General features: G+C 68.7%; 25 protein-coding genes. 12 read left to right on the top strand and 13 right to left on the bottom strand.

Going from position 1 to position 24,662, the window contains the following annotated elements; translation table 11 throughout:
- The 6 genes from NV1_RS24360 (at position 1) to NV1_RS24335 (ending at position 7,767) form a co-directional block, all read left to right on the top strand.
- Positions 1–1,650, top strand: coding sequence for an MFS transporter (locus tag NV1_RS24360; RefSeq protein WP_067895657.1), 1,650 nt, complete (start codon positions 1–3; stop codon positions 1,648–1,650).
- Positions 1,647–3,218 (top strand): glycosyltransferase family 39 protein, encoded by a 1,572-nt coding sequence (locus NV1_RS24355; protein ID WP_169813392.1) that lies wholly within the window; start codon positions 1,647–1,649, stop codon positions 3,216–3,218. The genes NV1_RS24360 and NV1_RS24355 overlap by 4 nt, the downstream gene beginning before the upstream one ends.
- A 35-nt stretch (positions 3,219–3,253) precedes the next feature.
- Entirely contained in the window at positions 3,254–4,216 is a 963-nt protein-coding gene (locus NV1_RS24350) for a glucosyl-3-phosphoglycerate synthase (protein ID WP_067895654.1), read from the top strand.
- Positions 4,217–4,484: 268 nt separating this feature from the next.
- Entirely contained in the window at positions 4,485–5,750 is a 1,266-nt protein-coding gene (locus tag NV1_RS24345; RefSeq protein WP_084525727.1) for a PucR family transcriptional regulator, read from the top strand.
- A gap of 82 nt (positions 5,751–5,832) precedes the next feature.
- Complete coding sequence (locus tag NV1_RS24340) at positions 5,833–7,161, top strand: SAM-dependent methyltransferase (protein ID WP_245713894.1); 1,329 nt, start codon at positions 5,833–5,835, stop codon at positions 7,159–7,161.
- A 144-nt stretch (positions 7,162–7,305) separates the two neighbouring features.
- Entirely contained in the window at positions 7,306–7,767 is a 462-nt protein-coding gene (locus tag NV1_RS24335; RefSeq protein WP_157117323.1) for a hypothetical protein, read from the top strand.
- Between the two features lie 31 nt (positions 7,768–7,798).
- Here NV1_RS24335 and NV1_RS24330 read toward each other — a convergent pair whose 3' ends face one another.
- From NV1_RS24330 to NV1_RS24295, 8 genes are all read right to left on the bottom strand, one after another.
- Complete coding sequence (locus NV1_RS24330; RefSeq protein WP_067895647.1) at positions 7,799–8,479, bottom strand: CPBP family intramembrane glutamic endopeptidase; 681 nt, start codon at positions 8,477–8,479, stop codon at positions 7,799–7,801.
- Between the two features lie 10 nt (positions 8,480–8,489).
- Positions 8,490–9,308 (bottom strand): SGNH/GDSL hydrolase family protein, encoded by an 819-nt coding sequence (locus NV1_RS24325; protein ID WP_067895644.1) that lies wholly within the window; start codon positions 9,306–9,308, stop codon positions 8,490–8,492.
- A gap of 127 nt (positions 9,309–9,435) precedes the next feature.
- Positions 9,436–10,092: a maleylpyruvate isomerase N-terminal domain-containing protein gene (locus tag NV1_RS24320; RefSeq protein ID WP_067895642.1), complete on the bottom strand. Its 657-nt coding sequence runs from the start codon at positions 10,090–10,092 to the stop codon at positions 9,436–9,438.
- Positions 10,093–10,184: 92 nt separating this feature from the next.
- Complete coding sequence (locus NV1_RS24315) at positions 10,185–10,619, bottom strand: hypothetical protein (protein ID WP_067895639.1); 435 nt, start codon at positions 10,617–10,619, stop codon at positions 10,185–10,187.
- 372 nt (positions 10,620–10,991) lie between these two features.
- Positions 10,992–11,600, bottom strand: a complete 609-nt coding sequence (locus NV1_RS24310) for a TetR/AcrR family transcriptional regulator (RefSeq protein ID WP_245713893.1) — start codon at positions 11,598–11,600, stop codon at positions 10,992–10,994.
- A gap of 47 nt (positions 11,601–11,647) precedes the next feature.
- Complete coding sequence (locus NV1_RS24305) at positions 11,648–12,988, bottom strand: cytochrome P450 (RefSeq protein ID WP_067895636.1); 1,341 nt, start codon at positions 12,986–12,988, stop codon at positions 11,648–11,650.
- A gap of 85 nt (positions 12,989–13,073) precedes the next feature.
- Positions 13,074–13,316 carry a hypothetical protein gene (locus NV1_RS24300; RefSeq protein ID WP_067896008.1) on the bottom strand — a complete coding sequence of 81 codons (243 nt, stop codon included), beginning with the start codon at positions 13,314–13,316 and terminating at the stop codon, positions 13,074–13,076.
- A gap of 454 nt (positions 13,317–13,770) precedes the next feature.
- Positions 13,771–14,418 (bottom strand): TetR/AcrR family transcriptional regulator, encoded by a 648-nt coding sequence (locus tag NV1_RS24295; protein ID WP_067895634.1) that lies wholly within the window; start codon positions 14,416–14,418, stop codon positions 13,771–13,773.
- 159 nt (positions 14,419–14,577) lie between these two features.
- Between NV1_RS24295 and NV1_RS24290 the strand changes: the two genes are divergently transcribed.
- Positions 14,578–15,957: an NAD(P)/FAD-dependent oxidoreductase gene (locus NV1_RS24290; RefSeq protein WP_245713892.1), complete on the top strand. Its 1,380-nt coding sequence runs from the start codon at positions 14,578–14,580 to the stop codon at positions 15,955–15,957.
- A gap of 404 nt (positions 15,958–16,361) precedes the next feature.
- On the opposite strand, the gene NV1_RS24285 is transcribed toward NV1_RS24290, so the two are convergent.
- From NV1_RS24285 to NV1_RS24270, 4 genes are all read right to left on the bottom strand, one after another.
- Entirely contained in the window at positions 16,362–16,508 is a 147-nt protein-coding gene (locus NV1_RS24285; RefSeq protein ID WP_067895626.1) for a DUF1059 domain-containing protein, read from the bottom strand.
- A gap of 55 nt (positions 16,509–16,563) precedes the next feature.
- Positions 16,564–16,818, bottom strand: coding sequence for a hypothetical protein (locus NV1_RS24280; protein ID WP_067895623.1), 255 nt, complete (start codon positions 16,816–16,818; stop codon positions 16,564–16,566).
- Between the two features lie 165 nt (positions 16,819–16,983).
- A complete protein-coding gene (locus NV1_RS24275; RefSeq protein WP_067895620.1) occupies positions 16,984–17,853 on the bottom strand; it encodes an SDR family NAD(P)-dependent oxidoreductase in 870 nt (289 codons plus the stop codon).
- Between the two features lie 135 nt (positions 17,854–17,988).
- Positions 17,989–19,458: an aldehyde dehydrogenase gene (locus tag NV1_RS24270; protein ID WP_067895617.1), complete on the bottom strand. Its 1,470-nt coding sequence runs from the start codon at positions 19,456–19,458 to the stop codon at positions 17,989–17,991.
- Positions 19,459–19,723: 265 nt separating this feature from the next.
- Between NV1_RS24270 and NV1_RS24265 the strand changes: the two genes are divergently transcribed.
- The 5 genes from NV1_RS24265 (at position 19,724) to NV1_RS24245 (ending at position 24,384) form a co-directional block, all read left to right on the top strand.
- Positions 19,724–20,929, top strand: a complete 1,206-nt coding sequence (locus NV1_RS24265; protein ID WP_067895614.1) for a cytochrome P450 — start codon at positions 19,724–19,726, stop codon at positions 20,927–20,929.
- A gap of 1 nt (position 20,930) precedes the next feature.
- Positions 20,931–21,707 (top strand): SDR family oxidoreductase, encoded by a 777-nt coding sequence (locus NV1_RS24260; protein WP_067895611.1) that lies wholly within the window; start codon positions 20,931–20,933, stop codon positions 21,705–21,707.
- 38 nt (positions 21,708–21,745) lie between these two features.
- Positions 21,746–22,294, top strand: coding sequence for a Cif family virulence factor (locus tag NV1_RS24255; RefSeq protein WP_157117321.1), 549 nt, complete (start codon positions 21,746–21,748; stop codon positions 22,292–22,294).
- 19 nt (positions 22,295–22,313) lie between these two features.
- Positions 22,314–22,889 carry a TetR/AcrR family transcriptional regulator gene (locus tag NV1_RS24250; RefSeq protein WP_067895605.1) on the top strand — a complete coding sequence of 192 codons (576 nt, stop codon included), beginning with the start codon at positions 22,314–22,316 and terminating at the stop codon, positions 22,887–22,889.
- 250 nt (positions 22,890–23,139) lie between these two features.
- Positions 23,140–24,384 carry a cytochrome P450 gene (locus NV1_RS24245; RefSeq protein WP_067896005.1) on the top strand — a complete coding sequence of 415 codons (1,245 nt, stop codon included), beginning with the start codon at positions 23,140–23,142 and terminating at the stop codon, positions 24,382–24,384.
- 24 nt (positions 24,385–24,408) lie between these two features.
- Here the strand turns inward: NV1_RS24245 and NV1_RS24240 are convergent.
- Positions 24,409–24,662, bottom strand: a 254-nt coding sequence (locus NV1_RS24240) for a CGNR zinc finger domain-containing protein (protein WP_169813391.1), incomplete at its 5' end; no start/stop codon positions are given.

Raw genomic sequence — 24,662 nt, 5'->3', positions numbered from 1 at the left:
ATGGCGATTCGGGGCATACCGGTTCGGGCGGGCCGCGACACCGCGGATCCGCCCGTCTCGGGTCGGCGCGCGTGGGCGGCCCTGGCGGCCTGCCTGCTCGCGGTGTTCATGCAGATGTTGGACCTGACCATCGTCAACACCGCACTTCCGGTGCTGGCCCGCGATCTGGCGGCCACCGGCTCGATGCAGCTGTTGGTGGTCACCGTCTACGGGCTGGCGTTCGCGTGCACACTGCTGACCGCGTCCCAGCTGGGCGATCGGTTCGGGCGGCGGCGGCTGTTCCTGATCGGCATGGCGATCTTCACCACGGCCTCGCTGGGCTGTGGTCTGGCCCGGCTCCCGATCGAACTGGTGGCGGGCCGGCTGGCGCAGGGGCTGGGCGCCGCGGCGGTCTCCGCGCAGACGATCGCGATCGTGGCCGCGGTGTTCCCGGTGCGGCGGCGGCCGCTGGTTTTCGGTGTCTACGGTGCGGTCGCGGGCCTGGCCGGCCTGTCCGGGCCGGTGCTGGGCGGACTGATCGTCGCGCTGAATCCGGGCGGACTGGGCTGGCGGTCGATCTTCCTGCTGAATCTGCCGCTGGGTCTGATCGCCCTGGCCCTGGCCGCGCGCTATCTGGACATCGGGCGAGCCGAACGGCCGGTGCGGGTGGACGCGCTGGGCGCGGTCCTGTCGACGGTGGGCGTCGCCGCGGTGCTGTATCCGCTGTCCACGGGCCGTGATTCGGGCTGGCCGCCCGGTGCGTCGGTCCTGCTGGCGGCGGGTGTGTTGGTGCTGGCCGGATTCGGCTGGCGGCAGCGGTGGGTGACCGTGCGCGGCGGGACGCCGCTGATCTCCGCGGAGGTGTTCCGCGATCGCGGCTTCGGCGTGGGATCGGTTCTGCTGCTGGTGTTCTACGGGTTGTTCGCGGCATTGCTGTTCACGGTATCGATGACCGCGCAGACCGGTCTGGGTTGGTCGGCGTGGCAGACCGCACGGCTGCTGCTGCCGTTCGCGCTCGGCGCCCTCGTCGCGGCGCTGACCTCGCCGATCCTCATGGCGCGCTTGGGTTCTCGGGCATTGACCGCAGGCATCGGCCTGTTCGCGCTGGGCGTCGCGCAGATGGCGTTGACCGTACATCCCGCATCCGGCGGCGTGGACACGCACGCGCTGAGCGAACCGGTGCTGCTGGCCGGGGCCGGGATGGGCTGGTTCGCGGCGCCGCTGCCCGCGGTGATGGTGGCCGGGCTGGGGCAGGGCCCGACGGGAAGCGCCTCCGGGCTCGCTCCGACCGTTCAGCAGCTCGGCAGCGCGATCGGCGCGGCTGTGCTGGGCAGCGTGTTCTTCGCCCGCATCGCCGTCGGCTCCGGAGTGGACGGTGCGAAAGCGATTCTGGCGCAACACCTGTCCGAGCGCTCGGCGGAGCCGGGTGATCGAACCGAGACGGTCCGGCGCTTCGGCGACTGCGCACATGCCGCCTTCGCCTCGCCGTCGCATGTGCTGCCTGCGCACGGCTGTGCGGGCCAGGCTCTCGACGCGGCCGTGGCGACGGCGGCTACCGCGCCGACGTTCCTGCGGGCGTGCGTGACGGTGCTGTGGATCGTCGCGGCGGTCGCGGGCGTGCTCACGATACTCACGCTGGCGCTTCCGCGGCGGCCGGGAGCCCAGCCGTGACCGCGATCTTCGACCGCGCCGATCGGGGCGACAGCCTTGCCGCGGAACAGGATTCGTCCGCCGGTGCGGTTCGGTTCGCGGCACCGCCGGTCATCGCCATAGCGGTCGTCACCGGGTTGATCCTGCTGGTGCGGTCGGGACGTTACGAGTACTTCGGCGACGAACTGTACTTCCTGGCCGCCGGCGATCATCTTGCTCCGAGCTATGCCGATCAGGGGCCGCTGATCCCGCTGCTGGCCCGAGCCGCCTGGACCCTGGTGCCAGGATCTGTTGTGACACTGCGTATTCCGTCGATCCTGGCCGCCGTCGCGGGGGTGCTCGTGGCCGGGGCGTTCGCCCGGGAAATGGGCGGTCGCCGCCGCGCGCAGGTGCTTGCCGCGCTGGCCGGTGCGACGTGTCCCTACCTGATCACGCAGGCCGCGACCCTGTCCACCTTCGCGCTGGACAGCGCGCTGAGTGCGGCCGCGCTGTGGCTGCTGGCTCGCTGGACCCGGCTGCGCCGGGACCGGCTGCTGGTGGCCGTCGCCGCCGTGATCGCCGTGGATCTCGAGGTGAAACTACTGGCCGTGGTGCTGTGCACCGGGATCATCGTGGGGGTGGCGGTGGCCGGACCGCGCGAACTGCTGTCGCGTCCGGCGCTGTGGTGGTCGGTACCGGTGGTGGCGATGACGGCGCTGCCGGGCCTGTTCTGGCAACAGCGGCACGGCTGGCCGCAACTGACGATGGGCGCGGTGATCCGCGCCGAACAGCGCGCCGCGACCGGCGGTGTACCGGGACTGCCGGTGCAGTGGGCGGTGCTGACCGGACTGCTGGGCGGGCTGCTGGCGCTGCTCGGCTGGTGGGTTCTGCTGCGGCACAGCGCTTTGCGCGCCCATCGCTGGATCGGCATCGCCGCGATCGTGGAGGTCGTATTCGTGACCGTCAGCGGCGGGCGGCCCTACTACGTTGCGGGATTGTTCCCGGCGTTGTTCGCCGCGGGGGCCGCGGCGATCCCGGACGTGCGGCATCGCGCGGCTCGGATGGCCGGGGCCGCGGTGGTCGCGGTATCGGTCGCGATCTCCCTGACGGTGGTGTCGGTGCTGCCGCTGCCGCTCACCCGGGTCGATCGGCCGGTCCGCTCGCAGGCCGAATTATCCACGCGCATGCGAACGTTCGGAACCAGCGGCTGGTCCCGGCTGATCGGTGGCGTGGACGCGGCGTACCGCGCCCTGCCGCCCGGCGACCGCGCCGGCGTCGTGATTCTCACCCAGACCTATTGGCAGGCAGCGGCTCTCGATGAACTCGGTCCGCCCGATCATCCACCGGTATACAGCGCGGATCGCGGATACGCGTACTTCGGCAGCCCGGGGGAGGCCGCGCGCATCGTGCTCTACGTCAGTGCCGGTGTGTCGGAAACGCTGCCACACAACGTCTTCGAATTCGCCGTTCCGGTCGCGTGGATCGACGACCCGCTCGGCTTTCCGGGGATCGATCACGGGGTCACGGTATGGCGTTGCCGGCATCCGCGGCAGCCCTGGTCCGTGCTGTGGCCGAGCCTGACCACCCTAGTCCTGGATCCGGGACTCTGACCGTCGCCCGCGCGCCACCAGAAAGAAGCTGCCTCATGCCTGTCTCTCACACCGGCTCCACCTGGTTCGATCGCCGCTGGTCCATTCCGGAACTCGTCGAGCGCAAACAGGGCCGCCGGGTGTCGGTGGTCCTGCCCGCACTCGACGAGGAGGCCACCGTCGCCGGGGTGATCGCCTCGATCCGCCCGCACGTGGAAGGGTTGGTCGACGAATTGCTCGTGATCGACTCGGGTTCCACCGACGGCACCATCGCGGCCGCGCGCGGTGCCGGCGCCACCGTGTACACCCGCGAGCAGGCGTTCCCTCAGCTGTCGCCGCGACCCGGCAAGGGGGAGGTACTGTGGCGTTCGCTGGCGGTGGCGCGGGGCGACCTGATCGTGTTCGTCGACTCCGATCTCATCTCGCCCAGCCCGATGTTCGTGCCGTCCCTGCTCGCGCCGCTGCTGTTCGATCGCGGCCTGCACCTGGTGAAGGGTTTCTACCGGCGGCCGCTGCGCACCGAGGGACGCGCCGATGCCGATGGTGGCGGCCGGGTCACCCAGCTGGTCGCCCGGCCGCTGCTGGCCGCGCTCGCACCCGAACTCGCCGAGATCGTGCAGCCGCTCGGCGGCGAGTACGCCGCCACCCGCGAATTGCTCACCGGAATCCCGTTCGCCCCCGGTTACGGCGTCGAAATCGGTATTCTGCTGGACTGTTTCGCGCGGTACGGCATCGAGGCCATCGGCCAGGTCGACCTGGGTACCCGGCTGCACCGCAATCGCCCGAACGACGAATTGGCCGCGATGAGCCGCCAGGTCATCGCGACATTGCTGGACCGCCTGGGCCTCGAGGACTCGGGTAGCGGTCTGCCACAGTTCATTCCGCACGGCACCGGCTGGCGTCGTACGGTCACCGAGCCCAGTTTCGCCGACCGGCCGCCGATGCGCCCGGCTCTCGATCCACCGGCCACCGCGGACACCGAATGGTCCGCACTGGAATCGCGGCGGGGTATCGCGTGAATCGTTCCGCACGCTGAAATCACCCGACGCGACGAATTCGGAAAACATTCCCTCGGGAAATATCGCGAGAATGTCGTTATCGTCATCTACCAGCGGTTTTTCTGGGTTGAAAGCGATCGGACCGACTTCAGTGGAAGTACACAATCAGCGCGACCGGCATTGTGTACTTCGAACATTCGCGATGTCCGCTGGTCTCGGTAGAGTCGGCAATCGGCGATGGAAACCGATCCTGCGCTCCTTTCCGCTCCCGAGCCGATGAGGAATTGTCATGACCCGCATGAGGACGAGCGCGATGTATTCGGATCGAGCGCCCGTGCGGACCGCGCTGCAGCCGGCGCGTCCGGCCGACCTGGCGCGGTCCGTGGTGGACGGACTGGACCTGACCGCCGTCGCGGACAGGATCGATGGGCGGCTCCGGGCGGACCTGCTCGAACTCGTGCGGTGCAGTGTGCACGAACTGACCGGGACGCCCGACGGCGCCGATGCGGAGCCGGTGGCCGATCGAATCGAATCGATCGCCCGCCGCTGGGCCCAGCGGGATCTGCCGATCGCGATCCTGCATCGAGCCGTCCACGCGGCGGTTTCCTCGGTCCTGCAGTATTGGGCCCGCGGCGGCGCCTGGTCGGACGGGCGGATCGTGCGCGCGGCGGGCGCCGGTCTGATCGATGTGCTGCGCACCCTCTCGGCCGCGGTCGCCCGTGCATACGCCGCCGAGGTTCGCGCGATGACCACCGAGGGCCGCGTCGCCGCCGCGACCCTGGCCTCGGGCCTGCTGGCCGGCCGCGCCGTCGGCACACGCACCGCCGGATCCGCTGCGGGACTGTCGAATTCGTATCTGGTCGTCGCCGTCGCGATCGGCGCGCACCCGCAGGAGAGCGACCCGCTGCTCGACGCTCGCGTGGTCGCTCGCCGCAAACTGCGTCGCATCCAGGCCGAACTCGCCGGCTGCCGCCCCCGTCCGCTGTCGCTGCTGAGCGTCGACGGCGGCACGATCCTGATCCCCGCCGAGGCCCCGGCCACCGAAACCGACCCCGCCGCGGTCGAAGAGTGGGTGGGCGAGCGGATCGATCGGCTCGCGCAGGTCGCCGGTGCGCCGGTGACGGCGACGTTCGTCGAGGCCGAACAGGCCGCGATCCCGCAGGCCGCGGATCTGGCCCACGAATTACTGGATCTGGCGGTACATCTGGGCCGCGGACCGGGCCTGCACCGATTCCGGGATCTGGCCTGCGAATACCAGGTGTCGCGTCCGGGCCGGGCCAACCGGCGGATCCGGTCGGTGCTGGATCCGCTGCGCGGTGATCCGGCTCTGCTGGACACTCTGCGCGCTTTCCTGGGCTCACCCGGAACCCAGGACGCGGTCGCCCGCCGACTCGGCGTCTCGGTCGGGACGCTGCGTCGTCGGCTCGTGCATATTACGGAGCTGACCGGACTGGATCCGGAGACGGCGAGGGATTCGTGGTATCTGCGCTCCAGCCTGGTCGCGCGCATCGTGAACGGTGAGCAGACCGGAACATCGCTGAACAGGGCCGGCTGAACAGGGCCGGCTGAACAGAGCTCGGCGGATTGACACCGAGTCGTTGTCATTCACCTCCCGCATCGCGCGCCATAGTGATCTCATGGGCAACAGTGATCAGATGGCCGATCAGCAATCCGTCGCCGACACACTTCGCCCGCTGCTTCGTGCCGCCTTCGGGCCGGAACCCGGCGTCGCGTTCGAATTCTGGGACGGCAGTTCGATCCGGCCGGCCGGCACGTCCCACGGCACTCTGCGGGTGCGTTCGAAGGAGGCGATCAGCCATCTGGTCTGGGCGCCCGGGCAATTGGGCCTGGGCCGCGCGTTCGTCTCCGGCGCAGCGGATCTCGACGGTGACATCTTCGCGATGATGCGCGCGCTGCGGTCCTCGTCCCCGCGCACTCCGGGCGCGGGAATCGGTCTCGGGGCCGGGGCGGTCTATCAGGCGATCGGCGCGGCACGCCGGCTCGGCGCGCTGGGCCGTCCGCCCGAACCGCCGGCGGAGGAAATGCGTACCCGGTTCGGCGGGCGGCACACCCGCCGCCGTGACGCCGCCGCGATCAGCCATCACTACGACGTGGGCAACGAGTTCTACCGCCTGGTGCTCGGGCCGAGTATGACGTACTCCTGTGCGCGGTTCGCCGGTGCGGGGGAGCAGCCCGATGACACCATGTCCCTGGCCGACGCCCAGCGCGCCAAACACGATCTCGTCTGCCGCAAGCTGGGGCTGGACGCGGCGCCCGGGATGCGCCTGTTGGACGTGGGATGCGGCTGGGGCTCGATGGCCATGCACGCGGCCGCGACCTACGGCGCGCACGTGGTCGGGGTGACGCTGAGCCACGAGCAGGCCGAACTCGCGCGCAAACGCGTTGCCGCCGAAGGTCTTTCCGATCTGGTCGAGATCCGGACGGCGGACTACCGGGACCTGCGCGGCGAACGCTTCGACGCGATCTCCTCGATCGGCATGTTCGAGCACGTCGGATCCAAGCGCGCCGCGGAGTATTTCACCACGATGCACGCGCTGTTGCGGCCGCGGGGCCGCCTGCTCAACCATGCCATCTCCGCGATCGGCGGTTCGGTGATGACCGGCCGGTCCTTCGTCGGGCGGTACGTGTTCCCGGACGGTGAGCTGATCGATGTCGGCCGGGTCGTGCTGGCCATGGAACGCGCCGGATTCGAGGTCCGCGACGTGGAGGGAATGCGCGAGCACTACGCGCTGACCCTGCGGCGCTGGGTCGCCGGTCTGGAACAGGAATGGGATCGTGCGGTCGAACTCGCCGGTGCGGGCCGCGCCCGGATCTGGCGATTGTACATGGCGGCATCGGCGCTGGGCTTCGAGGACGGCACTCTGGGTCTGCACCAGGTGCTGGGTGTGGTGCCCGGCAGCCGGGGCGATTCGGGAATGCCCGCCACCCGACGCGCCTGGGGCTGAGCGGCGGCCGGGGCATCGGATGCGCCGAACGCGGTCGAGATCGGATCCGGATGGCTACACTGCTGGGCAAGTCGGCGGCGTTCGCTTCGGGATCAGGTGGGCGGCCCGATCGCAATACTGTTTTCGTCACAGCGAGGTGATGTCGTGTCCGTTCGAGGAACCGTGCTGGTCGCGGCGCTGACATGCGCCGTACCGATACTCGGTGCGGCACCGGGCCACAGCGCCCCCGTGTCCGGGGCGAACGGAGGTTGTGCGCGGGGCGGCGTGATGACGGGCCGGATGATTCCCGGCACCGGCAGCGCCGGACAGAGTATTCAGCGCGAGGTCACCCTGAGCGACTGCGCCGGCCCGCTGCTGCCGGGGATTCGCGGCGGCGTGTTCGCGGTGAGTATCCCGTGGAACGTCACCACCGCCCCCACCTCGGCCCGGTTGAGCTGGTCCGACGGCAGCGTCAGCACGGCGACCGGCTACGGCAACGGCGTGTGGCTCATCACCGCGGGCCCCGCGAGCGGACACGCCATTCAACTCGACGTCGCCGATACCTGGAACGGGTGGTACCTCAGCTCCGCGGATGTGGTGGTTGCCGACGCCCGGTTCGTCTCCTGAATTCGCTGGGGACGCAAAGGCTTCCGCTTCTTCAGGCGGTTCCGGGAACGCGGCGGGTGGCGGCCTGCGGCACCGCGCCGTGATAGAAGTACCTGCCCAGGCCGATGGTGAAGATCAGAATTCCGTACAGCGAATGCTCCACCGACGCGGTGAACAGCGACCGGCTCCGCAGGTAGCGCGTCGCGAACAACCAGCCGCCCACACCGCTTGCGGCGACGGAGAACCAGTTGCCGAAGATGATGTGCACGTACCCGAATGCCGCCGCACTCGCGGCGACCAGGCCCGGACCCTCCCCGAAGACCGGGGCGTACCGGTGGAACAGGAACGACCGGAACACCAGTTCCTGCGGGTAGACGCTCAGCGCCGGATACAGCATCAGCACCGCGAGCCACAACCAGGGATTGCGCCGCGGCAGATCGAACAGATGCTCCCGCCGCAGCACGGTGGTCGCCGCGGTGAGCGCGAGGGCGTTCGCGCCCGCCGATACCGCCATCGAACGCGCCTGTTCGCCGAACGCGTCGCTGCGCCACAGCGATGTCCGATCGAATCCGGGGGAGCGTCGCAGATAGATCGCCGCCCCGGTGGCCAGCGCGAGCAGTGCCGGAATCGGCGGCCTACCGCGCAGCAGCGCGTTGTAGGCGGTGGTGCCGCCGAAGAACAACGCCGCGTACTCGGTCGCCAGATACACCCGCCGCCATCGTCGAATTCTCATGCGCGCACCGTCATTTCGCGAAATTCGTCGCTCGGGGCCAGGTCACCGGAAGCAACTCGGGCCGTTTGGCAGCGACCCGGTTGCCCGAGGAGACGCCGCGGATGCGGCGGCCCACCCAGGGGATGAGATGGCGTGTGGCCCACCGTAGTTCGTCGCCGAGTACGGCCGGGCGCCGCGGATTCGGATCCAGCGGCAGCGCGGTGCGCCAGGTGCCGTCCGCGCCCGGGAGCCCGAGACCGTCGGCGACCGCGCGGCTGACGAGTTCGTGGCCCAGCGGATTCAGGTGCAACCGATCATCGGTCCACACCCGCCGGTCGGTGGTGGCGGGCACCGGTTCGAAGTCGATCACCGTCACCCGATGCCGCGCCGCGACGGTGCGCAGCGCGGCATTCATCTCCCGGACGCGCCCGGACAGCGGCCGCACCAGCGGGGCGACCGCGCCGATATCGGGGAAGGTGAAGGTGACCACCCGCGCGCCGATGACGGCGAACGCCGCGAACATGCTCTCGATTTCGGCGAGTACGGCGTCGCGGTCGAATCGCGGCCGCAGTAGATCGTTCATCCCGGCGACGACGGACACCAGATCGGGCTTCATCGCCAGGGCCGGAGTGAGCTGTTCCGCCCGGATCTGACCCGCGCACCGGCCACGAACAGCCAGGTTGGCGTAGTCGAGGCTCGGGTACAGCCGGGCGAGCACCTGGGCGAGGCGGTCCGCCCAGCCGAGTAGCCCGCCGCTGCCGTCGGGATCGCCGACCCCCTCGGTCTGCGAATCGCCGAGCGCTACGTAGCGGGTGAACTGCGGTGTTCGAGAGGGACTCGACCTGGTCATGCTCGGCCTCCGGGATCGGTGCGACGCGCGGGGCTCGGCGCCGAGCGATCCGGGTGTTCAGGGACGGGAACATTCAATAGATACACCAACGGGCAGTACCTGTCCCGCTGGTTGGTCGGCTGTTCACTCAGCCCAGGACGAAGGGTAGCCTCCCGGCCATCTCGCCCAGTTCGGCGCGTTCGCCGTCACTGGGCGCGCGGCGTCCGGTGCCGATCAGCAGGGCTTCCCGATCCGGCAGTGCGGACGGGAATGTCGCTCCGGCGATCCGCTCGAGCATCCGGCGTGCGTGGGCCAGCAGGTCGGCCGGTGGCTCGGGCTCGCCCGGCAGCTGCGCGACCAGGTCGAGGTGATGCAGGGTCCACTCCAGCACATAGGCGTCGAGATAGTCGGCGGTGGTGAGCACTTCGCCGCGGGTTGCGACGCACCGGTCCGGATCGGCGAGTTCGGCCGCGCGGCCGGCGGCCGATCCGACGTCGTCGAAATGGAGTTTGAGCAGTTGCGGTTCCTGGTAGGCCGCGGCCAGCCGGACGATCAGCGCATCGAGCGGATGGTCGCCGGTGGGTGTCTCCGTGTCGATGTCCCAGTAGGACAGTGCCGTGCGCGTCGGTTCGCCCTCGGCGGGTGTCACCAGTGTGATCAGAATGTCCTGAGCGCCGATGAGCAAGTGGCACACCAGATCTCGCACCAGCCATCCGGTGCATCCGGACGGCAGTGCGAAATCCTCGTCGTGCAGTTCGGCGACGGTGGCGCGCAGGGCCGCCCACGATCGTGAGAAGAGATCCACGGCCGCAAGCTAGCAGTGCGGGGCCTGCGGTGCGAGGCGTTTGCGAACCCGGCGAACGGGAGATTCCGGGCCGGGGGTGTCGGGCGCCGGCGCTACGTCGGACTGACCGAGCTGATCACAATGGCGGTCAGGATCAGGGTCACCGCGGCGATCGGGAGCAGGAATCCCAGCGCCGCAGGCCGCTGGAACAGCGGTTTGCCCGGATCGAGCGGGCGGCCCGGCATACCCGGAACCGGCGGCGCGAGCTTGGCGATGCTGTTGTAAGCGAACAGATTGAACAGCATCGTCAGCGGGTTGATGAACATCGACATCGGACCCCACCAGCCCAGCCAGACGCTCTCCAGGGTCATCCGCCGGTAGGTGGCCAGTCCGCAGTCGCGGCAGAACGGCCCGGACATCCGAAGGAACTGCATGAAGACGATGAAGCCGCGATGCCCGCGGATATCCACCGCCGCGGCCGGAGTCGCGCCGCAGTGCGCGCAGTACAACGTCGGCTGCTGCTGTGCCGCCCAGGCCTGGGCTGGCATGGGAACACCTTGCAGCGCACCAGGATTCGTCATTTTATTACCCCTACCCTCGCACGCGGCGAACCGGCCGTGCGCGATCCGAGAATTCGATCCGAAACAAGCTGGGCGCGAATGCTACCTGGACATCGACCGGGCCGCCAACGCTATTTCCCACTGCTGCACGGGCTGCCAACTGATGGCGACAGCGTTTGCGGTGCAGCGTATTTCGCCACCACGCCCGGCGGGACGGGAAGTCGATCGACTTACCGACCGTGCACCCGAGTGCACTTATACCGCTGGCAGAGACCTGGATCGACGCGAGCTCCCGGTCGTCATGCTGCGACACCGGGGAGATGCGGTAGAGCGTTGTGTGTAAGTCGATCCGACACGGTCTCAGCGCGGTCCGATGAGTGCGATCGCGGTTTCCACTGCGACGTCGACGATTTCGGAGATGTCGCCGCCCGCTTCGACGGTGGAGGCGATGAGTTCGCGGTAGCCGCCGTACAGAATCGTCGCCATCGCCCGCGAGGGCGGGTGCAGTTCGGCAGATTGGAATCGCGGTGTGGCGGTGAGGTTTCGGATCAGCGCGACGAACGCCTCACCGGTCGCGCGATGTAGTTCGCGGGCATCGTCGCCCAGGGCGGGGATATCGCGAATCCAGGCCAGGGTGATGGACGGATCGTGCTGGGAGGCGGCGATCCACGCCTCGATCGCCTGCCGGACCTGCGTGCGCCAGGGCGCCGACGGGTCGACCGCCGCATAGATCTGCCGGATCGTATCGCTGTTGCGTTCGGCCAGCAGTTCGATGAAACAGTCCTGTTTACTGCTGAAATGTTCGTAGAAGGTCCGGCGTGAGGTGCGGGCTTCGCGGACCACGTCGGCGACGGTGGCCTCCCGGTAGCCGTGCTTGCGCACCGTCTCGGCCATGCCGTCGAGCAGGCGTCGCCGAAATCCCGGCTCGGCCGCGAAGGCGGGGCTGGATGCGGGCTCGGCGTCGGTCACCGTACCGAGCGTAGTGTCCGCCCGCGCCTTCGTCCGCGACTCGGTGCTCAGGCGGTGGCCTCGGCCTGTGCGACTGTGGTGACCGGCGTACCGATGGCGCGGCGGTGGACCACCGCGCGACCCTTGCGACCGGGAGCCAGCGCCACCCCGCGGAAGTGCGGGCGTTCATCGGCCGCATCGGTGGTTTCGAGCGTGAAATCCCGCAGCAGCGTGCGCAATACGACGTTCATCTCCAACGTGGCGAAGGCCGCCCCGATGCAGCGGCGCGCGCCGCCGCCGAACGGAATCCAGCTGAACGTGCCGGGCCGCGCGTCGAGGAACCGATCCGGATCGAAGGTTCGCGCCCGGGGAAACAGCTCCTCGTTGTCGTGCATCAGCCGAATGTTGATCAGCACGTTCTGCCCCGCGGGCAGAGTCCATCGCCCCAACCGCAGTGAGTCGACGCGGATCTGACGTGGGGTCACATCGATCACCGGCCGCACTCGCTGCACCTCGAGCAGGGTCGCCTCGCGCAGTTCCGAACCGCCCGCATCCACCTCGGATACCAAGCGGCGCAACACATCCGGATGGCGACGCAGCCGCTCGACGGTCCAGGCAAGGGTCGTCGCGGTGGTCTCGTGCCCGGCGGTGAGCAGGGTGAGCAACTCGTCGGCGATCTCGCCGCGGGTCATCGCCGTGCCGTCGTCGTAGCGGGACTGCAGCATCATCGCCAACACATCGTCGCGACCGTCGAGTCCGGTGGCTTCGGCGCGATCGATCAGACGGTCCACGATCCGGTCGTAGCGACGGCGATGCGCCGCGAACCGCGCCCAGGGGCCCAAGCGTCCCAGGAAGTTTCGCGGTATCGGCAAGGCGACCAGCGCCGAACCGAGCAGTACGATGCGGGGCAGTACCTCGCGCAGTTCGTCGAATTCCGCGCCGTCCGCGCCGAAGGCTGCGCGCAGGATCACGTTGAGCGTGATCCGCATCATCGAATCCATTGTCGGGAATTCGCGGCCCGACGGCCACGAGGCCATCTCCGCGACCGCCTCCCGCTCGATCAGCTGCTCGTACACCGCCAACCGGCGGCCGTGGAACGGCGGGGTGAGCAGTTTGCGTTGTCTGCGGTGTGCGTCGCCGCTGAGCGAGAACAGCGAGCCCGGTCCGAGGACCTCGCCGAGGTTCACATCGACATTGTCCGCGACCTCCGGACCGGCGGTGAACAGCGCCTTCACCTCGGCCGGATCGGACAGCACGACCGTGCGCCCCAGGCGCGGGGTGGTGACGGTGAATGCCGAGCCGTAGCGATCGTGCAGGCGCCGCCATGCGCGCGTGCGCCCGGCCAGGATCTCCAGGATCTGCACGGTGCCCGGGGAGTTCGGTCCGCCGGGCAGTCTCACTGTGGTCATCCGCGATCCTCCCACCGTGGTACGTCTGTGTACCAGGTGCACGGTACGCCAACGTACCGTGGCGTGGCAAGGGGTGCGGCCCCGATCAGCGCCAGAGCCGGCGGCAGGGAAGCGGGCGCAGGTCGGGCCGGATCTTGCGATCCACCGTGATGGCCAGGCCGCTGCGCACCGCCGCGGAGGCGAATTCGCACGCCTCGGCATATGTTGCCGCGTATTCGAGAACGAGATCACCTGTGGCGCCCGGATTCTCGAAATATACGATGACCCGGCGGGTCGGTCGGTCACTGCACGTGCAGTTGCCGTCGGCGGGATATGTCGTGCCCGTCATCTGCATGCTCCTTTGCATCGCGCTCCCGAACGACCCGGACGACGGATCCTCGAAGCGACGGCGACGCATTCCACGGTAAGTTCGCCGGCCCGTGGTGAACAGGTTTCAGTACTCTGTTCTGGCAGGTCACAGCATTCAGTGCTGCAACTTGGTGCACGCTGACATCACGAGTGGGGTGTGCGGCCTCGAAATGCCCTGCCCCAACAGGGAATCGCGAGCGTCGCCGGATGCGACGGTTGTTCAACCGCATGTGCACATCCGCCGCCGGGGCGCGAACGCGCCGGGTCCGGCTATGGCTCTGTGGGGCAGGGCAATTGCGCGTTGCCGAGCGATAGGGCGACCGAATTCGAACGGCCGGCCGGGGGCGCGCTGTCGGCCGAAGGCCAGGCCGGCACGGCACGTGCTGCCCGATGGGCGATCCGCGGGGCGTGAGCGAGCGCCGTGGACGGGTGACTCAGCCCGATGGCGTGGCGCGCTCGCCGTAGACGGTCAGCCAGATCGTGCGGCCGAGGGTGCGGGCCAGGACGTCGTCATCGGGCGCGGGAGTGGCGAAGAACGCGTACTGGATGGAGCGTTCGACCATGGCGGTCAGGACGATCGCGGTCGAGGCGGGGTCGATCGAGGCGTCGATGCGGCCGCGCTCCTTTTCCTGGACCAGCCGATCGCACACCACGGCGATGAAGCGGGCGACCCGTCCCTGCCAGTACGCTCCGACCTCCCGGTCGTAGGCGGCGACCTCGATGAGCGCCTGGAGCAGATGGCCGTGGGCGCGAGCGCCGGCGATCATCGCGCGCATCGCCGCGCACACGCCCGGCTGGCCCTCGGAGTGGTCCTGGGACCACCAGCGCTCGGCGGTGCCGAACAGATCGTCGGTGGCGAGTTCGGCCATGCGGATCAGCAGCCGGCTCTTGTCCGGAAAATACCGGTAGAAGGTGGACCGCGCCATATCCGCCTCGCCGGCGATGCGCTGGACGGCGATCTCGGTGAATGCGGTCCCGTCGGACAGCAGCCGGTCGACCGCGGCCAGCACGCGGTGTTCGATGGCCTCCCGATGCCCGTCACGCTGCCCGCGCGCCCGGGAGGTCCGGGTCAGCGAGGGCATCGGCGGTCGATTCCGAGTGGTGCGAACATGCGGCCATTGTGCCGCAGAGATCGGCGGTGGTGTCGATTCCGGGCTGCTTGACATCATTGCGCCGACCTCTCATCCTCCTTTATAGGACATAGTGTCCGAACATAGTGTCCCGTAATGCTGGGAGGCGTCGTGGGCGCAGAACAGACCGACGTCGTGATCGTCGGAACCCGTTGTGCCGGAACGGCCGCCGCCATCGCGTTCGCCCGCGCCGGCCGTCGGGTGATCGGCCTGGACAGTTCCTCTTTTCCCTCCGATACGCTGTCCACCCACCTGCTGTGGTCCTCCGGGGTGTTCGAGCTGCGGCAGCTCGGCGCGCTCGAGCGGGTCCGCGCCCTGGGCGCGCCGCGGCTGACCACCGGGATGGCGGTGGGCGCCGGACATACCGTGGCCGCGCCGTTCACCGCGTACGGCGGCATCGATTACTCGATGTGCGTGCGTCGCGTGGGATTGGATGCGGCACTGGTGGATACGGCCCGTGCGGCGGGCGCCGAATTGCGGGAACGGGCCCGGGTCGATGAACTCCTGTGGGAGAACGGGCGCGCCCGCGGTGTGCGGTATCACGATCGCGACGGAACCGCGCACGAGATCCGCGCTCGTCTCGTCGTGGGTGCGGACGGTCGGCGCAGCACCGTCGCCGAACAGGTCGGCGCGAGGTCGCCGTATCGGTGCTCGGCCAGCGGGCGGGCCTGCTGCTACGGCTACTGGGAGGACACGCGGGAACAGGACCGTTCGATCGCCGCGCAGTGGCGAGCCGGGCAGTTGCTGGGCACCGCGTTCCCGTGCGACGACGGCCTGGTGCTGTGCCTGGTCCAGCCGCCGGTGCGGACCGCACCGCGCGGCGTCGGCCGCGCCGAACAGTCCTACCGCGAGATGATTGCCGGAATCCCCGGTCTGGCAACACGATTGGCCGGATGTACGCTGCGCGGCCGAGTTCGCTCGGCGGTGGACATCACCTCCTATTTCCGGCGATCCTCCGGGCCCGGATGGGCGCTGCCCGGCGACGCCGGTCATTTCAAGGATCCGGTGACCGCGCAGGGAATTCGCGACGCCCTGCGATACGGCAGACTGCTCGGCGAATCCACCGCCGCCGTACTGGACGATCCGGTCGCTCTGGACCGGCGCCTGACCGAGTGGGAGCTGCGCCGCGAGACGGACTGCCTGGAGATCTACCAGTACACCAACCGCCTCGCGCGCGGCACCGAGATGAACCCGCTGGAGACCGAGCTGTATCGGGAGGCCGCGTCCGACCCCGCGCTGGCCGTCGCGGTGATGGAGACGATCTCACGGGTGCGCGCCCCACGTCACATGATCGATCCGGCCCGCAGGCTCCTGCTCGCCGCCGCGGCTCTGCGCCATACCGGCGATCGGTCGGCCGCGCTCGGCGCGATCGCCCTGGAGGCCCGAGATTCGCTCACCGAGCGGTGCGAGCGTAGCCGCGCATACCGTGCGGGCCTGCCACCGCTGCCTGGCACGCCCACGAAACCCGTTCCGGCCGAGATGCATTCGTAGTCCGGGCGGAACCGTCTCGGGCATGCCGTCGTCGGCTGCGCCGCGGAGCTTCGCGGCCGCGGGCAGGCGGTGCGGCCGAGACCACGACTTTGCCGGGAGGCTGCCCGGATGTGTGTGATCCGGCAGACGCCTGATCGATTCCAGGGGCGGGCAGCGCGTCCCGGGTGCGTCGGCCCATGATGATCGTGCGGCCGCTCGTGACGTATCGTATCGCGTCAGCCCTATGTCGAATGCGGCTGTGCTGGAACGGTTCTGGCGTAGCATGACGAGTCGCCGAGTGCGGCGCGGACCGCCACCATCGTCGCGAACGACGGAAGGGACGTGTCGGCAAGTAATGGTGGCACTGCCTGCCGGGTCGTCCCTGGGGGCGGCCCGGCAGAGGCCGGACACCGTACGGTGCTGAATCAGTAGGCGATGAAGAGGATCTCGTCGCGGCTGTAGTTGTGGTCGGGGTGCTTCTCGGCGAGATGCGATTGCGTCTTCTCGACCAGATCGTCTTCGTCCGTGCCGCGGATGTACTCCCCGCACGGGCAGTTGAGTCGTGTCTTCATGGAATCGCTTCCTTTCGCGATGCGGTACCGCCCGCGAGGGACGGCGCCGTCGATCTCAGTGCCGATTCAGTATGCGACGCGCCACATCGTCGATCGACCGGGCCCCATCGGTCAGGTTCGCGTATCCCGCAGCGGCGCTGAGTATCGCGCCCGTGTATAGGGCCGCTAGGCGCTCGACGGCCGCCGGATCCGCGTCGGACGCCAGCGCCGCCCGGGCCCGCAGGCGAATCTGTGCTTCGGCCTGGGCGGTGAGCCCCGGGGCATCGGCAAGCCCGTCCTCGGAGCAAGTGCGGGTATCTGCTTCGTACACGGGACCGTACAAGTGTCTGAATACTTGTCCGGACACATGTTGCGGACAACCTGCCGGGAGTGTCCGACCCGTCACTCGCAACGCCTCGGTCTGGACTCCGGAATGCGGGCGGACCTGCGACGGTGCACCTCTGTGCTCGGGACGGGCATGAGCTTGGGCGGCCCGTCACCTGCCCTCGAACAGCGAGCTCAGTTCCGTGACGGACCAGGGCGGCTCCCGCACATGGTCGCGATAGCCGATCGCGGCCATCGCCGGGCGAGCGAAGGTGCCGACGAAACCGCCTGCGGCGATGAAGATCTCGCCGCTGACCGCGCCGGCGGCGAGGAACAGATACAGCGCTGCGGCGTATTCCGGCGGCGGCGCGTCGAGCGAGCCCTGCATGGTGACCTCGTCGAGCAGACCGCGCCGGTGCAGGTCGCGAATGTGCTCCTCGTAGTCCGGGCCCGTCGACAGCCGCGTCTTCGCCCCGGGGCAGACGACGTTGACCCGGACGCCGGACTGCTTCAACTCGGCGGCCATGGCCAGGCTCAGACTGGTCACCGCACCCTTACCGGCCGGATAGCCGGTGCCGCCGTAATCGCCGAGGTAGGCGAACGATCCGGTGTTGACGATCGAACCGCCGCCGCGCGCGGCCATGAGCGGTGCGGCGGCGCGGCAGGTGTGGAACACCGTGGACAGGTGCGAATCGAGCAGCGTGCGCCAATCCTCGCCGCTCACATCGAGAATCGAGGATCGGCGCGGTTCGGCGATCCCGGCGCAGTTGATCAGGATGTCGATGCCGCCGTACGTCTCGGCGCACGTGGTGATGAGACTTCCGGCGATCTGCTCGTCGGCCGCCGAACCGGCGATTCCCACCGCTCGCCCGCCCGCGCCGACGATGGTCTCGGTGACCTCGCGCACCGACTCCTCGGTGCGCGAGTTCACCACGAGGCCAGCGCCGTGCGCGGCGAGCAGTTCGGCGACCGCCCGCCCCACGCCGCTGCCGCCGCCTACGACGACCGCGCCGCGACCCGCGAGCAGAGCTGTATCGGTCATATCCGGCTCCTCGCCGTCTCGGCCGCTATCCGGCCGAACCTCGGTGCGGGACAAGGATGTACGGGCCTCCCGCGCGACCCGCGAGCGCCGAACACCGGAACCGGCGAACCGGTTCCGGCCTCGGACCGAAACCTCTCAGGCGGGCGTGGCGACGAGTTTGGTCTCGAGATATTCCTCGAAACCGGCCACGCCCATTTCCCGGCCGATACCGGACTGCTTGTAACCGCCGAACGGGGCATCGGCGTTGTACCACTGGCCGCCGTTGACGCCGAGCGTACCGGTCCGCACACCCGCGACCGCTCGCTCGATGCGCTCCTGGTCGGTGCCCCAGATCGCCCCGGACAGGCCGTACGGGGATTCGTTCGCGATGCGCACGGCGTCCTGGTCGCCGTCGTGCGCGATCACGACCAGCACCGGCCCGAAGATCTCCTCCTGCGCGACGGTCGCGGTATTGTCCAGCCCGGCGATGACAGTCGGCTCGATGAAGAAACCGCGGTCGCGATCCGCCGGCCGTCCGCCACCGGTCGCGAAGCGCCCGCCCTCGCGCAGCGCACTGTCCAGATAGCCTTGTACCCGCTCGCGCTGACGGGCGGAAATCAATGGGCCACAAATGGTTCCGGGGTTGGTCGGATCACCCGCGCCGAGCCCGGCCATGGCCTTGGCCGCGGCGGCGACCGCGTCGTCGTAGGACGCCCGCGGTACCACCAGCCGTGTGGTCAGGGCGCAGCCCTGGCCCGCGTGCACCGCGACCGAGAAGGCGGTGAAGCTCGCCGCGCCCGCGATATCGGCATCGTCGAGGACGATCGAGGCGGATTTGCCGCCGAGTTCGAGGAAGGTGCGCTTGAGCGTCGCCGCTGCCCCGGACATCACCGCCCGCCCGGTATCGGTGGATCCGGTGAACGTGATCATGTCCACCCGGGGATCCTCCACCAGGCGCGCGCCGAGCGAATGATCCTGTGAGGTCACGATATTGAGCACGCCGGCCGGAATGTCGGTGTGCTCGACGACCAGCTTGCCGAGCACCGCGGCGCACCACGGGGTATCGGGTGCGGGCTTGAGTACGACGGTGTTGCCTGCCGCGAGGGCTGGGCCGATCTTGGCGAGGTTGATCTGGTGCGGGAAGTTCCACGGCGTGATCGCCCCGACGACGCCCACCGCCTCGCGGCGGATGGTGCGGCGGCTGGAAATGCCCATCGTCTCGCCGATGCCGAGATCTGTTGTCCAGCTGAAACTTTCGGCCAGGTCGGCGGCGAAGGACAGATCGCCCACCGGCCCCTCGAGCTGTGGGCCGCTGGTGAGCATGACCGGCGCGCCGACCTCGGCGATGGTGATCTCGCGCAGCTCTTCGATATGGGCCCGCATGGCGTCGCGCAGCTGGCGGACGCAGTGGGCGCGGAACGCGTGATCGCGGGACCAGTCGGTGTCGTCGAACGCTGCCCGGGCCGCGGCGATGGCCGCATCCATGTCCTCGGGCGAGGCGTCGGCGGCGTGGCCGAGTACCTCTTCGGTGGCGGGATTGATCGTCGCGAAGACGCCCGACCCGCCGGGGACCAGTTTGCCGCCGATCAGCAGGGGAGTGCCGTCCGCTGGGACGAGACCGTTCATCTGTCATCTCCGATGCATGTCTGGACAGGTGTTCGGAATATAATTCGGTTCACCGACCGGATGCAAGGAGCGCGCGGAAAACCCCATGTGCTCGGGTAATTCACAGGAGTCTCCAGGATCGAGCGGTAGTCGAACGCAGGGCTGCCCGTTGTGGCGAGCTGGTGTCGATGATACCGTCCAGACACATGTCCAGCTATGTGTCTTTCGGAATCCGGACCGAGTTCCGGTCCCGAAGGCGCGCGTTCACGAATTCGAGGTACACGTGATGACTTCGGCCTCCCTGGAGCCGTTCACGTTCGATCCGTACGACTACCGGTTCCACGACGACCCGTACCCGACCTACGAGCGCCTGCGCGCCGATGCGCCGTTGTACCACAACCCGGATCTGGGATTCTGGGCGCTGTCCCGGCATGCGGACGTCATCACCGGATTCCGGGACAATGTGCGGCTGTCGAGCGCTATGGGAGTGTCGCTGGATCCGGCCGCGTGGGGGCCGCACGCGCACAAGACCATGTCGTTCCTGGCCATGGACGATCCTCGGCACGTGCGCATGCGCCGCCTGGTCTACAAGGGGTTCACGCCCCGGCGCGTCACCGAGATGGATGCCCGCATCCGCGAGCTGACCCTGGAGCATCTGGAACCGGCGCTCGATCGCGGAAGTTTCGACTGGATCGAGGATTTCGCCGGAAAACTGCCCATGGACGTGATCTCCGAACTCATGGGCGTCCCCGAATCCGATCGCGCCGAGGTTCGCCGGCTCGCGGATCTGGTGGTGCACCGGGACGAGGGCGTGCTCGACGTCCCTGTACCCGCGATCGAGGCGGCGCTGTCGCTGATCACCTATTACAGCGAAATGGTCGAGGCGCGGCGGTCGAATCCGTCCGACGATCTGACCTCCGCGCTGCTCGACGCCGAGATCGACGGTGACCGCCTGTCGGCCGAGGAGATCATCGGGTTCATGTTCCTGATGGTCGTCGCCGGGAACGAGACCACCACCAAACTGCTCGGTAACGCGCTGTACTGGGCCGGGCGCGATCCGGCCGAATACGCCAAGGTTCGGGCGGAGCCCGAACTGGTCCCGGACTGGGTCGAGGAGACGCTGCGCTACGACACCTCGAGTCAGCTCGTGGCCCGCAGTGCCGCAACCGATATCGAGATGTACGGACGGACCATCCCCGAGGGTGCGAAGGTGTTGCTGCTCATCGGCTCGGCCAACCGGGACTCCGAGGTGTTCGACGACGGCGACACCTACCGCATCGATCGCGCCGACAAGGGCAATCTCGCCAGTTTCGGTGCGGGCGTGCACTTTTGCCTCGGCGCGCATCTGGCCCGGCTGGAGGCGACCATCGCGCTGCGCGAGTTCGGCGCGCGGGTGCGCGGGTACGGCCTGGCCGAGACCGGAATCGAGCGGGTGCACTCCACCAACGTGCGCGGCTTCGCCCACCTGCCCATCCAGGTGGAGGTTGCCTGAGATGCCGCGTTTCGAACCCAATCCGGATCGGCGGCCCGTACTGATCGCCGGAGCGTCCTCGGGCATCGGCGCCGCCACCGCGGAATTACTTGCCGGGCAAGGGTATCCGGTCGCACTGGGCGCGCGCCGGGTGGACGCGTGCGAGCAATTGGCCGAGAAGATCCGCGCCGCGGGCGGTGCGGCCGTCGCGCACCGGTTGGACGTCACCGATGACGGGTCCGTCGATGCGTTCGTCTCGGCCGCCGAGGCGGCATTGGGTCCGGCGGAGGTGGTCGTCTCCGGTGCGGGTGATGTGGAATTCGCGCTGGTGCACGAGATGAGTACCGCGGACTTCGCCCGGCAGGTCGACATCCATCTGGTCGGCCCGCATCGCCTCGCCCGCCGGGTGGTTCCCGATATGATCGCAAGGGGCCGTGGGGATTTTGTGCTGATCAGCTCCGACTGCGCGCATTCGCCCCGCCCGCGCATGGGCGCCTACAACGCGGCCAAGGCCGGTCTCGAGGGCATGGCCGAGCAGATGCGGATGGAACTCGAGGGCACCGGCGTCCGGGTGAGCCTGGTGCGCCCCGGACCCACTCGCACCGGGATGGGGATGAATGCCGAGGCCGAGGTCGTCGGGCCGCTGATCGAGGACTGGGTGGCCTGGGGCTTCGCCCGGCACCCGTACCTGCTGCGCCCCTCGGATATGGCCGCGGCGATCGGCTCGGTCGTCGGCACGCCCCGGGGCAGTCAGCTGATCCTGGTCGAGGTGCAACCCGAAGCGCCGAAACGTTCGTAAACACATTCATGATCTCCCTCCACGAAAGGTCCACTGCCGTGCCGCAATTCGATCGCGCCGAACTCGACGAGATGGTCACCCGCTGGGAACAGGCCAACAAGGACTGCGAAGCCGCGGGCGATTGGCGTCCGCTGGCCGAGTACTACACCGAGGACGCCACCTACGGCTGGAACTACGGCCCCAAACAGGAATTCATGGCGGTCGGCCGGGAGGAGATCCGCGATATCGCCATCGGCCTCGAGATGGACGGCTTGGAGGGATGGACCTATCCGTATCAGGAATTCGTCGTCGACGATCGCAGCGGCACCGTCATCGGGCTGTGGAAGCAGATCAGCGATGCGACCCGCCCCGACGGCCGGAACTACTCGCCGGAGGGCATCGGCGGCAGCTGGTTCCGCTACGGCGGCAACTTCCAGTGGTCCTGGCAGCGGGACTTCTTCGACTTCGGCAATGTCAGCGCGCTGTTCATGGAGATGATCACCGCCGACGCGCTGTCGGACGGCATGCGCAGGCGCATCGAGCGCACCGGCTCGGGACCGCTGCCGGGCTGGTACAAGATCGGCGAAGCACCCGTTCCGCTGTGGTGAACGCGTATAGTCAAGACGCATGTCCGAACAAGTGTCCACCAATCGGGAAGCGACCCGCCGGCGGCTGACCGAGAAACAAGCCGACACCGTCGATCGCCTGACCGCGTCGGCGGTCGAGGTGTTGTCCCGGGAGGGATATCCGGGCACGACCATCCGGCTGGTCGCCGCGACGGCCGGGGTCGGCACGGCCACCGCCTACACCTATTTCTCCTCCAAGGAACACCTGATCTCGGAGGTGTTCTGGCGGCGTCTGGCCGCCGCGCCGCCGATGCGGGTGGGCGGCGGGGATCGGGTGGCGCACGTGGTAGCGGTGTTGCGGCAGGTCTCGATGCTGGTGGCCGACGAGCCCGCGCTGGCCGGTGCGGTGAGCAGCGCGCTGCTGGGTGCGGATCCGGATGTGAAGCATCTGCGGGTGTGCATCGGGGCCGAGATCCGCAGGCGTCTGGGCGAGGCGCTGGGGCCGGGCGAACGCGAAACCATCGCGATCCTCGAGGTGCTCTATTCGGGCGCGTTGCTGCACGGTGGTATGGGGCACCTGTCCTATGAGCAGGTGGCCGACCTGCTGGAGGCCTGTGCGCGCCGACTGCTCGGCTGATCCGGCGGCGAAGTCGTCGACGCGGCGCCCGCCCGGCCGGCGAGCGCCGCGTTCGGCTGTGCGCACCGAAATCCGTCCGGATCCGACCTTGTCGTGGAGCGGTTTCCGTAGTAGCGTCCAGACACATGTCCACCATGTGTCTGGACATGCATTCCCACCGCTTCGGGCGGTATAGATCAGTGCCGCGGTGGCCAGCCCCGACGCGGCCGATATCCGGTCCACGACGACGTCGACCTTCCAGGAGGCAGCAGTGTCCGCGCCCTCGCTACCCGCAGGATTCGATTTCACCGATCCCGCGCTGTGGGAGACCAGAAATCCGGTCAGGGAGTTCGCCGAGCTCCGCCGCACCGCACCCGTCTGGTGGAACGCCCAGGCCGACGAGCAGTCCGGCGGCTTCCGCGACGGCGGCTACTGGGTGGTGAGCAGGCACGAGGACATCAAGGAGATCTCGCGCAGGTCCGATCTGTTCTCATCGCAGCAGAAGGGCGCGATCATCCGGTTGCCCGGTGAAATCACCGTCGACCAGATCGAGCTGACCGGCGCGCTGCTGGTGAATATGGATCCGCCCAAGCACACCAAGATCCGCCGGATCATCTCCAAGGGATTCACCCCGCGCGCGGTGGAGAGCCTGCGTGCCGCGCTGACCGAGCGCGCCGCGGCGATCGTGCACGCCGCCAAGCAGGAGGGCCGCGGCGACTTCGTCGAGCAGGTCGCCTGTGAGCTGCCGTTGCAGGCCATCGCCGAACTGCTGGGCGTGCCGCAGGAAGACCGCCGCAAGGTGTTCGAATGGTCCAATCAGATGCTCAACTACGACGATCCGGAATACGGCGACACCAGCAATACCGATTCCGCGTCGAACGCCTCGATGGAAATCCTCGGATACGCCTGGAACATGGCCGAGCAGCGCCGCGCGAACGCCCTGGACGATATCGTCAGTCAGCTCGTGCACGCCGACATGGACGGTGAGGGGCTGGGATCGGACGAATTCGGGTTCTTCGTCATCCTGCTCGCGGTGGCCGGCAACGAGACCACCCGCAACGCCATCACCCACGGTATGAAGGCGTTCGTGGACAACCCCGACCAGTGGGAGCTGTACCGCCGGGAGCGCCCGCGCACCGCGCCGGACGAGATCGTCCGGTGGGCCACGCCGGTGACGGTGTTCCAGCGCACCGCCACCGCGGACACCGAACTCGGCGGCCGGCAGATCCGCAAGGGTCAGCGGGTCGGATTGTTCTACAGCTCAGCGAATTTCGACGAGGACGCGTTCGACGAGCCGTTCCGCTTCGACATCCTGCGCGACCCCAATCCGCATCTGGCCTTCGGTGGTACCGGGGCGCACTACTGCGTCGGGGCGAACCTCGCCCGGCTCGAGATCGACCTCATGTTCAACGCCCTGGCCGATGCCATGCCGGACCTGAGTCAGCTCGCCGAGCCCGAGCGGCTGCGCTCGGGCTGGATCAACGGCATCAAGCACTGGGAAGTCAAGTACGCCTGAACGGCGAAACGGCCTCGGTGAATATTACTCTGCCGCAACGGTTTTCCTGCGCTGGTTGGCGTTGAAGCGCGCCTTCTTCTGACGATTTCCGCAGGTGTTCATGTCACACCATTTGCGGGTCCGGCTCTGGCTGGTGTCGAAGAAGGCGGCTCGGCAGGTCGGCGACGCGCACAGGGCCAGTTTTCCGTCTCGCTCGCCCGCGATGATGCTGATGGCGTCGGCGGCGATCACGCCCAGGGCATCTTCCACGCAGGTAGGCGAGCCGAGCCGCCACTGGC

The organism is Nocardia vaccinii NBRC 15922, assembly GCF_001613305.1.
In the GTDB taxonomy this organism is placed as follows: Bacteria; Actinomycetota; Actinomycetes; order Mycobacteriales; family Mycobacteriaceae; genus Nocardia; species Nocardia vaccinii.
The sequence above is the reverse complement of the archived record's forward strand: the minus strand, read 5'-3'. Positions and strand labels throughout refer to the sequence as shown.